Source organism: Pseudochrobactrum sp. XF203, from assembly GCF_020341615.1.
Taxonomy (GTDB): domain Bacteria; phylum Pseudomonadota; class Alphaproteobacteria; order Rhizobiales; family Rhizobiaceae; genus Pseudochrobactrum; species Pseudochrobactrum saccharolyticum.
In genome coordinates this window covers 451,236-463,690 of the sequence record NZ_CP084393.1, presented here as the reverse complement: position 1 = coordinate 463,690, position 12,455 = coordinate 451,236, and the positions used below count along the sequence as shown (strand labels likewise).

At 50.6% G+C, this 12,455-nt stretch carries 12 protein-coding genes; 8 read left to right on the top strand and 4 right to left on the bottom strand.

What is annotated here, in order from left to right:
• Positions 1-112 precede the first annotated feature (112 nt).
• Entirely contained in the window at positions 113-616 is a 504-nt protein-coding gene (locus LDL70_RS17995; RefSeq protein ID WP_225688880.1) for a MarR family winged helix-turn-helix transcriptional regulator, read from the bottom strand.
• Positions 617-781: 165 nt separating this feature from the next.
• Between LDL70_RS17995 and LDL70_RS17990 the strand changes: the two genes are divergently transcribed.
• From LDL70_RS17990 to LDL70_RS17965, 6 genes are all read left to right on the top strand, one after another.
• Entirely contained in the window at positions 782-1,660 is an 879-nt protein-coding gene (locus tag LDL70_RS17990) for an alpha/beta hydrolase (protein WP_225688878.1), read from the top strand.
• Positions 1,661-1,781: 121 nt separating this feature from the next.
• Positions 1,782-2,930 carry an ABC transporter substrate-binding protein gene (locus LDL70_RS17985; RefSeq protein ID WP_022709560.1) on the top strand — a complete coding sequence of 383 codons (1,149 nt, stop codon included), beginning with the start codon at positions 1,782-1,784 and terminating at the stop codon, positions 2,928-2,930.
• Between the two features lie 157 nt (positions 2,931-3,087).
• Positions 3,088-4,008: a branched-chain amino acid ABC transporter permease gene (locus tag LDL70_RS17980; protein WP_121993208.1), complete on the top strand. Its 921-nt coding sequence runs from the start codon at positions 3,088-3,090 to the stop codon at positions 4,006-4,008.
• A 72-nt stretch (positions 4,009-4,080) separates the two neighbouring features.
• Positions 4,081-5,061 carry a branched-chain amino acid ABC transporter permease gene (locus LDL70_RS17975; protein WP_225688868.1) on the top strand — a complete coding sequence of 327 codons (981 nt, stop codon included), beginning with the start codon at positions 4,081-4,083 and terminating at the stop codon, positions 5,059-5,061.
• Complete coding sequence (locus LDL70_RS17970) at positions 5,054-5,803, top strand: ABC transporter ATP-binding protein (protein WP_022709557.1); 750 nt, start codon at positions 5,054-5,056, stop codon at positions 5,801-5,803. Before LDL70_RS17975 ends, LDL70_RS17970 begins: the two co-directional genes overlap by 8 nt.
• Complete coding sequence (locus LDL70_RS17965) at positions 5,803-6,486, top strand: ABC transporter ATP-binding protein (protein WP_370637854.1); 684 nt, start codon at positions 5,803-5,805, stop codon at positions 6,484-6,486. Before LDL70_RS17970 ends, LDL70_RS17965 begins: the two co-directional genes overlap by 1 nt.
• A 94-nt stretch (positions 6,487-6,580) precedes the next feature.
• Here the strand turns inward: LDL70_RS17965 and LDL70_RS17960 are convergent, their stop codons facing one another.
• From LDL70_RS17960 to LDL70_RS17950, 3 genes are all read right to left on the bottom strand, one after another.
• The gene (locus tag LDL70_RS17960) at positions 6,581-7,270 is read right to left on the bottom strand and encodes a DUF899 domain-containing protein (protein WP_225688866.1); all 690 of its coding nucleotides are present in this window, start codon (positions 7,268-7,270) and stop codon (positions 6,581-6,583) included.
• Between the two features lie 195 nt (positions 7,271-7,465).
• Entirely contained in the window at positions 7,466-8,542 is a 1,077-nt protein-coding gene (locus LDL70_RS17955) for an acyltransferase (RefSeq protein ID WP_225688864.1), read from the bottom strand.
• 222 nt (positions 8,543-8,764) lie between these two features.
• Entirely contained in the window at positions 8,765-9,742 is a 978-nt protein-coding gene (locus tag LDL70_RS17950) for a 3'-5' exonuclease (RefSeq protein ID WP_225688862.1), read from the bottom strand.
• 495 nt (positions 9,743-10,237) lie between these two features.
• Here LDL70_RS17950 and ahpC point away from each other — a divergent pair, with 495 nt between their 5' ends.
• Together ahpC and ahpF are read left to right on the top strand one after the other, a co-directional pair.
• A complete protein-coding gene (gene ahpC / locus LDL70_RS17945; protein ID WP_022709552.1) occupies positions 10,238-10,801 on the top strand; it encodes an alkyl hydroperoxide reductase subunit C in 564 nt (187 codons plus the stop codon).
• Between the two features lie 79 nt (positions 10,802-10,880).
• Positions 10,881-12,449 carry an alkyl hydroperoxide reductase subunit F gene (ahpF, locus tag LDL70_RS17940; protein WP_225688860.1) on the top strand — a complete coding sequence of 523 codons (1,569 nt, stop codon included), beginning with the start codon at positions 10,881-10,883 and terminating at the stop codon, positions 12,447-12,449.
• The last annotated feature ends 6 nt before the right edge of the window (positions 12,450-12,455 follow it).

Here is a 12,455-nt window from a genome sequence, read left to right as displayed (position 1 = left end):
TTTTTGTTCCCCTGCGAGCTTTTGCCCGCGTCGTTATTTTTTAAAAAATGGCGGCAGATGATGTGTGTTTTTCGTAACGGATATCCTGATTTTTCGAATGGTATGATGCCGGTTAAGCCAGATGGTCGTGCTCGTCCTGCAAGGCCAGCGCATGTTCGATTGTATCGATAACCGTGACCAGTTCTGCCGATTGTGCCGGTGACAGCACGCTGAAAATCTCGCTGATCCACTGTTCATGGGCTGCGGCCATGGCTTCAAACTCTTCGCGTCCCTTTTGGGTGAGGCGCACCAGCATGGCACGTTTGTCGCCCGCAACCGGAACCCGCAAAACGGAACCGTCGCTGACCAGCCGTTCAACAATGCCGGTGACATTGCCGTTGGAAACCCGCAAGGCCGCAGATAATTCAGTCATTTTGAGGCCGCTTTCAAACCGGTACAGCGCTGCCATCACGTCGAAACGGGGCAGGGTCGTATCGAATTCCTGACGCAGCTTTTCGCGGATCACTGCTTCAACATGCTTTGTCGATTTGAGAAGTTTCAGCCAGTTGCGCAGGCTCTGCTTATCGGAACCCCGTCCGCCTGCCACTGTTTGCTGCTGATTTTCGGCACTTTTCATGGTCTCACTCCGTTGCCGCCTGCAAAGATTTTCTGCATTCGCAGGGCGGCTGATTTCTTTTATGGTGTCACTTACAAAAATAATTTCAAGTATGAAATTTCATGCTTGAAATTATTTTTTATTTATGGAGATATTTGAGAGGCAGTCATGACGGAGGAACGGGGAATGCAGATCAGAGCGGCAGAACCGGTTTTAAAAACCGCGCCCGCTGAACCGGATAGTCCAGCCAATAAAGACTGGGATCTGGCCTATTCGAATGTGCTGCATGTCCCGAATTCTGCGCAATTTCCTCCGCAATGGCAGCAAAGATCACAAAGTTTTCGTGAGCAGATGCAGGCACAAAACCGGTTGATCGCTGATGTGCGCTATGGGTCGGAAGAGCGCAATCTTCTGGATATTGTGATGCCGCAAGGGCAGCCGCGCGGACTGGTTGTGTTCGTGCATGGCGGTTATTGGGTGCGCTTTGACAAATCCTATTTCACTTATCTTGCTGCCGGTGCCGTTGCGCATGGTTTTGCCGTTGCGATCCCGTCTTATACACTTTGCCCGCAAGCGAAGATCGGTGAAATTACTGCTGAAATTGGTATGGCGATTGTGCAGGCTGCATCAATGGTTGCAGGCCCGTTACATCTGACAGGGCACTCAGCGGGCGGGCATCTGGTTGCGCGGATGGGAACAACCACAACGCCTCTGAGCCGTAGCCTGCAACAGCGTTTACGCAAAATCGTGCCGATCTCGGCGCTAAGTGATTTGCGACCTTTGCTGAATCTGAAAATGAATGATGATTTCAGGCTCGATTTGGAACAGGCGCGCAAGGAAAGTCCGGCTTTGCTTGAACCTCTGAACGGTATTGATGTGACAGCATGGGTCGGCGCGGCGGAATTGCCGGAATTTGTCCGGCAAAATCAGGCATTGGCTAATTTGTGGAGCGGTTTTGATCTCTCAATTGATGAAGTGGCGGAACCACACAAACATCATATGAATATCATTGACGGTCTGGCAGATGCAGACCATGTGCTGACGCGCAGATTACTCTGTTTATAAGGATACAGGCTTAATTTTGCTTCGGAAATAGCAAAAGCGGAGGGAGAAGCAAAAGCGGGCTTGTAAGTAATGGCATTTTATTATTGAACTGCATAATAACAATAATCGCGAGGGAACACTGATGAAACGAATTACTCTTGGCTTATCAACGGCCTGTCTTGGTCTGGGGCTGGCATTTTCCGGTTCTGCAATGGCTGAACCTCTGAAAATCGGCATGATCACAACGCTTTCCGGCGGCGGTGCCGGACTCGGCATTGATATCCGTGACGGTTTTCTGCTGGCGGTCAAACAATCCGGCAATAAAGATGTCAGCGTTATCGTTGAAGATGATGCGCAAAAGCCGGAACTGGCTGTGCAGATCGCTGATAAAATGGTGCAGAGCGATAAGGTCGATATTCTGACCGGTATTGTCTGGTCCAATCTTGCAATGGCCGTAGTGCCAAGCGTTGTGGCGCAGGATAAAATCTACGTTTCCACCAATGCGGGCCCGTCTGCGCTGGCCGGTGCCAAATGCAATGCCAATTACTTTAATGCTGCCTATCAGAACGATAATCTGCATGAAGCTGTCGGCAACTATGCCAATACTGCAGGCTATAAAAACAGCTTTATTCTGGCACCGAACTATCCGGCAGGCACCGATGCTCTGACCGGTTACAAGCGTTTTTATAAAGGCAAACTGGCTGGTGAAATTTACACCAAAGTCGGCCAGACCGATTATGCCGCCGAGATTGCTCAGATCCGTGCTTCCGGCGCCGATTCCGTATATTTCTTCCTGCCGGGCGGCATGGGCATTGCGTTCATGAAGCAATATTCACAGTCGGGCATGACCATTCCGGTAACCGGCCCTGGCTTCTCCTTCGATCAGGATGTGCTCGGCGCAATCGGTGATGCGGCTGTGGGTGTGAAGAACTCTTCCCACTGGTCAAAAGATCTCGATAATGAAGCCAATAAAGCCTATGTCGAGGCATTCAAAAAAGAATATGGCCGCCTGCCTTCGCTCTATGCAACGCAGGGCTATGATGCAGCCAACCTGATCCTGTCCGCTGCCGCCAAAGCAAGTGTGAATGACAAGGACGCTTTCCGCGCAGCCATGAAAGCGGCGGATTTCAAATCTGTTCGCGGCAAGTTCAAGTTCGGCAATAATAACCATCCTATTCAGGATATTTATATGCGCGAAGTGATCAAAGAAGACGGCGTCCTGACCAATAAGATCGTAGCAACAAGCTTCACCGATCATCAGGACAACTATGCAAAAGACTGCAAGCTCTGATGCAACCGGATGCAGCGACAGTGTGAACTGTCGCTGCTTTTCGCTCAGGCTGTCTTCAGTACCGGCCGGACTGTTGCCATAACAGGTCTTCGGGCGGCATAGGTGACTTTTTTCAAAGATATTTTTATGAGAACCAATCAACAGATCGGACGCGGTTTTGTCTTCTGCACTTTTAATTGAGCAGTTACTCAACGGGTTACAATTCGGCGTTATGCTGTTTTTGATGGCCGCCGGCCTGACCCTGATTTTCGGGGTTATGGGGGTTATCAATCTGGCGCATGGATCATTATTTATGGTCGGCGCATTTGCCTGTGCCGTTGTGGCTGCGGCAACCGGCTCTTTCTGGCTCGGGCTCATTGCCAGCCTGATTGCCGCGGCTGCTGCCGGTGCAATCATGGAAATGGTACTGATCCGCAGATTATATAATCGCAGCCACCTCGATCAGGTTCTGGCCACCTTTGCTCTGATCCTGATTTTTTCCGATGCGACGCGATGGATATTTGGTTCATTTCCGCTTTATCTGGATATTCCGCCGCTTTTACAGGGTTCTGTTACGCTGCCCGGCGGCTCACAATATCAGCTATACCGGTTGGCGATTATCGGTGCCGGTATTGTTGTTGCAGTCGGGTTGTATTTTCTCATTGCAAAAACCCGTCTTGGCATGCGCATCCGCGCCGGTGAGGCAGACCGTGAAATGATCGGCGCATTGGGCGTTGATATTGCAAAACTCAACACGATTGTTTTTGCCTTAGGTGCGGCACTTGCAGGCCTTGCCGGTGCACTGGTCGGGGCGCTGCAATCCGTACAGGTCGGCATGGGTGAGCCGGTATTGATCCTCGCTTTTGTGGTGATTGTGATCGGCGGTATCGGCTCGGTTAAAGGTGCGCTGGCCGGAGCAGTTCTGGTCGGCGTGGTGGATACGATGGGACGCTTTTTGCTGCCCAAACTGTTCGCAGTCTTTATGGAACCGTCGCAGGCAGCGACAGCGGGAACCGCGCTGGCATCCATGCTGATTTATATTGTTATGGCGATCATTCTCACGGTGCGCCCACAGGGATTGTTTGCAGCCAATGGATAATTTCACAATGTTTTCTTCATGCTGCGCAATGGTTTTAAGGCCAGAGAATGTGACATATCAGGAGCTGGCACGATGACACGCGAAACAATGATAAGTCTGGTTTTTGCGCTGGCACTGCCGATCATCGCATTGATTGCCAATCAGATGGGCGAGATATTTTATATCTCACTGGTGACACGCATTGCCATTCTGGCACTGGCAGCCACAGGGCTTAATCTGGTGCTGGGTCTTGGTGGCATGGTGTCTTTCGGCCATGCGGCATTTTTTGGCATCGGCGGTTATATTACCGGTATTCTGGCCAGCCATGCTGCCGACGGGTCGGCGCTGATGAGCTGGCCGGTTGCGATTTCAGGCAGTGACCAGATGCTGATTATCTGGCCTGTTGCTATGCTGGTTGCCGGTCTTGTTGCGCTGCCAATCGGAATTATCAGCCTGCGCACATCGGGCGTGTATTTCATTATGATTACACTGGCTTTTGCGCAGATGATTTATTACTTCGCGATTTCATGGCCGGCCTATGGCGGTGAGGACGGTTTGTCCCTCGCATTGCGTAATAATTTCCCCAGCGTGAATACGCTCAAACCGCTGAGCTTTTTCCTGATCGCTTACGGCGTTTTGATGGTGGCGCTGTTTCTGTTCTCACGCATCCGCAATTCCCGTTTTGGTGCGGCATTGGAAGGTGCACGGCAGAATGAATTGCGGCTGGCTTCCGTTGGCATTGGCCCCTTGCGTATCAGATTGGTCGCCTTCGTATTGTCCGCGATGATTACGGCACTTGCCGGTGCTTTATTTGTCGATCTCAATCGTTTTGTCAGTCCGTCCATGCTGTCATGGCATATGTCGGGCGAACTGATCGTGCTGATTATTCTTGGCGGCACGGGGCGTTTGTTTGGGCCTCTGATCGGTGCGGTGCTCTATGTGCTGTTTGAATTCGCACTTGGTGGCATGGTTGAACACTGGCAGCTCTTCTTCGGGCTGATTTTGCTCGGCGTTGTGATGTTTGCACGTGGCGGGATTATTGGGCTTGTTGCAGGGAAAATCCGTTATGGCTGAGACTGTTCTCGACATTAAAAACCTGCGTAAAAGCTTTGGCGGGCTGAAAGCCACCGATGATGTCAGTCTGGACTTACGCAAAGGAGAAATCCATGCGCTGATCGGGCCGAACGGAGCCGGAAAATCCACTCTGATCGGGCAGATCGCCGGTACGATTAAGCATGACAGTGGCACAATCCGTTTTGACGGGCAGGACATAGGCTCGCTCGGCGTGACACAGCGTGCGCAGCTGGGGCTGGGGCGGACATTTCAGGTGTCCTCGCTGATGCCGGAATTTTCCGCCTTGCGAAATGTCATGCTGGCTTTGCAGGCATGTCAGGGTTCCAGTTTCCGTTTCTGGAAACCGGTGATGCAGGATGCTGCTTTAAAAGATGAGGCTGCTGCCATTCTGGATCGTGTTCATCTCGGATCGCGGATGCTGGTGTCCAGCGCCGAACTTTCTCATGGTGAACGCCGCCAGCTTGAAATTGCAATTGCATTGGCTCTGCGCTCCAAAGCGCTGTTGCTGGATGAACCGATGGCCGGAATGGGGCCTGAAGGCTCAAAGCAGTTGACGGCATTTCTGGACAAGTTGCGCCATGAAGTGCCGGTGCTGCTGGTTGAGCATGATATGGATGCGGTTTTTGCTTTGGCCGACCGGATTTCCGTTCTGGTTTATGGCCGTGTAGTCGCGACTGGCACCGTGGCTGAAATCCGTAGCAATGCATTGGTACGTGAAGCCTATCTCGGGGAGGCGGTTTGATGTTGCTGGAACTCAATCAGGTAGAGACATTTTACGGCGCTTCACAGGCACTTTTCGGCATTGATCTGCATGTGGAAAAAGGTGAGGTCGTCGCGCTTATGGGGCGTAACGGCATGGGTAAAACCACCACTATCCGTTCGGTTTTCGGGCTGACACCCCTGCGTCAGGGTAAAGTCAGTTTCATGGGGCGCAATATTTCCGCGATGCAGCCCTATCGTATTGCGCGGCTGGGGCTGGGGCTGGTGCCGGAAGGACGGCGTTGTTTTCCAAATCTGACGGTTACGGAAAATCTGCTGGCTTCTGCCCGCAAAGGGGAATGGACGCTTGAGGCGGTGAATGAGCTGTTTCCCCGACTGAAAGAACGCAGCCAGCAACAGGCGAATACTTTGTCGGGTGGTGAACAACAGATGCTGGCGGTTGGCCGGGCGCTGATGACCAATCCGGAATTGATCGTGCTGGATGAGGCGACCGAGGGGCTCGCGCCGGTGATCCGGCTGGAAATCTGGAAAGCCGTGCGCGAACTGAAACGGCGTGGTCAATCCATTCTGGTTGTTGACAAAACGCTGTCGGAATTACTGCCGGTGGCGGATCGTTGTGTTGTGCTGGAGCGTGGACGCACGGTCTGGCAAGGCACATCCGGTGAAATGACGGCCGATATTCAGGACCGGTATCTCGGTGTGTAATTTGTAGTGCAAGAACGGGGCTCTCCCCGAACATATTCGTTCAGGGAGAGACAGGTAAAGCCTGCCAGCCGGTGAAAATGCAGTTTAAAGCAGTTTAGCGATCATATTCATCGTGACGCCGGTTCCAGACATATGGCTCCGTCTGCGGCCATCCGGCGGGTGAATCTTCCCAAAATTCCTGACGACCATAAGAGGTCAGATCCAGATAGGTCCAAAGACTGCCGAGATACTCGACCCCGCGTGCGCCGTTAAAATAGGTGCGGTAGATATTCTCGCCATCGCGCAGGAAAACACTGACACCATGTATTTCCTGCATGATGTCCGGCGTGGCCGGATCACTCCTTGTAGCGCCCATATCCTGATTAAAATCGTTATGCTGTGAGGAGTACCAGTTCGGATACTGCCAGCCCATGCGCTCCTGATAGTTTTGCAATTTTTCCAGCGGTGCGCGTGAGATGAGTACGAGCGATGTATCCCGTGCATTAAGATGTGCGGGATGGGTCATTGCATCCACAACCCATGAGCAGCTGTCGCAACCCGCCCGCCATTCGGGTGCAAACATAAAGTGATAGACAATCAGCTGCCGACGCCCCTCGAAGAGATCTGCCAGACTGACTTCTCCTGATGGACCGGTAAAGGAATATGGCTTGTCGATTTTAACCATCGGCAGACGTCGGCGTTGTGCATTCAGCTGGTCGCGCGCGCGGGTAAAGGCTTTTTCCCTATCGATTTGCTCTTCGAGTGCGGTTTGCCATTCATTCATCGAAACAATTTCAGGCAGCATTGCAATAAGCTCCTATTGTTGATGGTATCGCTTAAAATCATTCTCTGATGCTTGTAAGACAGGGCTGACGGCTCTGTCTTACAAGCATCTGCATCAGAGATCAGGACGTCTGTTGTACCGGAAATGCGGATGCTTCACCACTTTCTTAACAAAGATGGTGTTGGCACCGGAGAATTCGACTCAATATTCCGGCTGTTAAACAGCCTTATTGAGCACGCTGTTCTGTTTTCTGGAGTTCATTAATGTTCTGCAATAGCGCAAGAGTGGCCGCTCTACGAACCAATATAGCAGACATCCGACAATAATCGTTGCGCTGAAGACCGCGAGGTAAATCAAATACGGGCTCAATGGGATATATGCAGATATTTTAATCATCACTTTAGCGATCAGGCCGAGAAATGCCAGATGCGTCAGGTAAATCGTGTAGGAAGCATCACCGATGAGGCTAAGAATTTTAAATCTCGCAGTCCCGAACCCGCTTCTCTCATAGGACATTGCACCTAAAATGAGCAGACCGAAGCTGACAGCATAAATGATCTGGAGATACTGATAGCTGATACCGCGGCTTTCCAGAATATAGACGAGAATAAACAAGGCAAGACCGGTCAGAAAAGCCGGTTTCAGATTGATATTCGTGAAACGATGAAAGGCATAAAAAGCTGCCATGCCGATCAGGAAATTAAAGTTTAGCGGGGAAAAATAAGTGGTTAAAGCCGATCTTGAGCCTTCTTCGGCATATTGAAACACTATGCCACCGGTCATCAGCCATGCAGCCAAGATAATTATACCGAATGTTCTGTTCAGAATAAGTGTTGCAAAAATCAGGTAAAATGCAAGTTCGTGAATGAGCGTCCATGCGGGTGTGATCGGTAGTTCGAAACTATCGAGGCGAATTAAAAATATTGTCGATATCCAATTGCTGAAACTTTCCGGCACAATGCTTGCGCTGCCAAATCCCAGCGCCACCAAACCGCAGAAAATCGCTGTATACAGCCAATAGACGGGAAAAAGTCGTGTGAAGCGTTTCAGCAGATATTCCGGGGCACGCTCCGGCTGATTAATGTCTTTGTGATGTGCAAAAACAATAATAAAGCCCGAAAGCACGAAGAAGAAATCTACGCCTAAATTTCCGCGATGCGTAAAATTTAAAAAAACCGCATCATTAAGGTAGCGGGAACTACCGAGCAGCAGAGACAGATGGAAAGCAACAACAGCCATCGCAGCCAAACCACGACCTTGCTGCAAAGATTTTAGCTGAAGCTGCGTACTCATAGAGAATCCTCAAAACGGAAAAATTTTTACGTTCTGAGATATCTTTTATAGTAAAAACAGGATTATGAAAAGTTTTGCAAAGCTCGTATGAAATGTTTATCTCCTGAATTTTATGTGAATACTTGTTCGCCATGTAAATTTAAGCAGTTAATTAATATTAGAATGTATTAATTATTCGTTCATTTAGTAAAATCTCGAACGCAATAACAGGCAAGAGAGCGACTAACGGCTTTTAAAGCGATCCTGTGCTGTCAGCCTGATGGATAGCGGTTCAGCATCTTTCCAGCGATAGATTTCCGTTTGAAGATAGTGCAACTCGTCGGCATAGTTGTCTTCGTCAACTTCAACCCACCACGCTTTGGGGCGACCGTCATTACCGTCTGACCACCGGTAGCCCCGTTTTTTCAGATGATCTTTCATGTCAAAGGGGCTGTTTTCCGCGTAAATTCTGACACGGGCTTTGCGGCTGGATTTTAGCAGCTCAGTGAAAGGAACAGTTGCGTCCGCCCCTGCGGGCCGGATCAATACTTCCAGTAATGCGTGGCAATCATCTGTCGCGCGATGCCCGTTATGAAATAGCCCGCTCTGGCCAACCAGATAGCCCAGTTTGCTGCCTTCAAAACCAAACCCTGACCACTGCACTTCCGCAACGGAACATGCCCATGCTTTGGACGCGAATAATGGGGACAATTTCTCACAGAACGGTCTGTCAAATCCGGCATTATGAGCAATGATGAGATCGGCAGGTTCGATCATCGCTTCCAGCGACCGGAGGTCAAGTGTCTGACCCTGCACCATTGCATCAGTAATACCGGTCAGCCGTGTAATCTCCGCCGGAATTGGAATTGTTGGCTGCTGCATTCCGCTGAAGACGCCAACCACATCACCAAAAGCACCTTCATCATTATAGGTAAAGGCAACGGCACCAACCTCGATGATCTGGTCGGTCACATGGCTCAGTCCGGTTGTTTCCGTATCAATAAGAACAGCAAGCCGCTCAAACGGACTGTCCTCCCGCCTGACAATCGGGCGTGGTGTCAGCTTGCGCAGAATGCGGAACCGTCCTGTTTCTTCCAGTTGTTGCGCTAAAGCCTCTTCATTATCCGGCACAGATTTGCGGGTGTTGGCAACAGGCGTCACGTCAACCGGATGGCTGGTTTTCGTGTCAAACATATCAAACTGGACTGGCTTTGAATTCATACCGCAAATCTTACTACTGAGACTTTAGAGCATAATTCCTTAAACCTGGATCAGTTTAAGGTAAAATTATGCTCTAATTTTAAAGTGTTAGAGCGTCTTTTGTGTGCCAAGTCTGGCACGCGGCGCTCTAGAATGCGCATATTCTAATTAATCTTGGCAAACAAAGTCAAAGTCCATTTGCCAGACAGGGATGGCGGTGTTTTTTTAAAAGAAGCCGGACAGTGACAAGGCGTAATGCATAGCTCAGTTCACTGCTGTGAGAGCAGAGATTTCCACAGAATGCAGTGCGTTGACGATATTGCATAGCTGCTATGCAAAAATGACAGGCATTGGAAAGCCGGCAAAATTTCTATCTAACTTATTGTTTTAATTATATTTATAGAAATTTTATGTGGCGATAGTTAAAACCTATCAATTTTATATGATTAATTGACTTTATAAATTGCGCCTTAGCCTCTATACGGAGCCAAGACAACATTCTGACAGGAGTGCACAATGGCAACCGTAAACACACAAATCAAACCTTTTATCGCGCAGGCTTACCGTCAGGGTAAATTCATCTCCGTGACTGAAGAAGATGTATTGGGCAAATGGGCCGTATTTTTCTTCTATCCTGCTGACTTTACCTTCGTATGCCCGACCGAATTGGGTGACCTTGCAGATCATTACGAAGAACTGCAGAAAATGGGTGTTGAGGTTTATTCGGTTTCTACCGATACGCATTTCACACACAAAGCCTGGCACGATTCATCCGACACAATCGGCAAGATCAACTACACCATGCTCGGCGATCCGAGTGGTGTTGTAACCAATAATTTCGGCGTTATGCGCGAAGGTCAGGGTCTTGCAGACCGTGCAACTTTCATCGTCGATCCGGACGGTATCATTCAGGCCATGGAAATCACTGCTGAAGGCATTGGCCGTGATGCTTCTGATCTCGTACGCAAGATCAAAGCTGCCCAGTATGTGCGTTCGCATCCGGGTGAAGTTTGCCCTGCAAAATGGCAGGAAGGCGAAGCGACCCTTGCTCCTTCGCTCGATCTCGTCGGCAAAATCTGACGCGCCGTAAATAATAAAACGGGTGGCTGTTTCCGTAGCTGCCCGATTATTCGTGACATTTTAGCAAGAGGAACACAGTATGCTCGATACGAACTTGAAAACCCAGCTGAAGGGCTATCTGGAACGTCTGGTGCGGCCGGTTGAAATCATCGCCTATGCCGGAGATGATGCTAAATCGCGCGAACTGCTGCAACTTCTTGAACAAATCCGCGAACAGTCGGACAAGATTACGATTAAGCATGGCGATGTGGCCGGTGCGCGTGTGCCGTCCTTCGCACTGACCTCACCGGGTGAAGATATTCATCTGGTTTTTGCCGGTCTTCCGCTTGGTCATGAATTTACCTCTCTGGTGCTGGCTCTTTTGCAGGCCGGTGGTTACCCGCCAAAGGTTGAGCAGGCGCTCATCGACCAAATTCGTGGCATCAAGGGTAATTTCCGTTTCGAAACATATTACTCACTTTCCTGCCAGAACTGCCCTGATGTTGTGCAGGCGCTGAATCTGATGGCTGTACTTAATCCTTGTATTGAACATATCGCTATCGACGGTGCGCTGTTTCAGGATGAAGTTGCCGAGCGTCAGGTTATGTCCGTCCCGTCCATCTTCCTGAACGGCGAGGCTTTCGGTTCCGGCCGTATGGGCGCAGAGGAAATTCTGGCGAAGATCGACACCGGCGCAGGTGAACGTGCTGCCGAGGCGATTAACGCACAGGCACCTTTTGATGTACTGGTTGTTGGCGGTGGTCCTGCCGGTGCAGCGGCGGCGGTTTATGCCGCGCGCAAAGGCATCCGTACCGGTGTTGTTGCTGACCGTTTTGGCGGTCAGGTGCTGGATACAATGTCGATTGAGAATTTCATTTCGGTGACGCATACAGAAGGGCCAAAACTTGCCCGCGCTCTGGAAGCGCATGTGCGTGATTATGATGCCGAGATCATCAATGGTCAGCAGGCCGTTAAACTGGAGCGGATTTCTGAAGGCTTCAAGGTGACGCTGGCTTCGGGCGCATCCCTTACCAGTACTTCTGTTGTATTGTCGACCGGTGCACGCTGGCGCAAAATGGGCGTGCCGGGTGAGCAGCAATATATCAATAAGGGCGTTGCTTTCTGCCCGCATTGCGATGGCCCGCTGTTCAAAGGCAAGCGTATCGCCGTGATCGGCGGCGGGAACTCCGGTGTGGAAGCCGCAATTGATTTGGCTGGTCTGGTCAGTCACGTAACGCTTATCGAGTTTGACAAGGCACTTCGCGCTGATGAGGTGTTGCAGCGCAAACTGAAAAGCCTGCCGAATGTGACTGTTCTCACCTCGGCCAAAACCACAGAAGTGACCGGCGACGGCAAGCGTGTCACCGGTCTTACCTATGAAGACCGGATCAGCGGTGAAACCCGTTCGCTCACACTGGAAGGCATTTTTGTGCAGATCGGCCTTGTGCCGAATACTGAATGGCTGAAGGATACAGTGTCGCTGAATGCCCGCGGTGAAATCACCACGGATCTATACGGTGCAACCTCGGTTCCGGGTGTGTTTGCGGCAGGTGATTGTACAACTGCACCTTATAAGCAGATTGTGATTGCAATGGGCGAAGGAGCACGGGCATCGCTTGCAGCTTTTGACTATCTGATCCGTCTACCCGCTGAGGAGCAGGCAGCTTAATGCGTG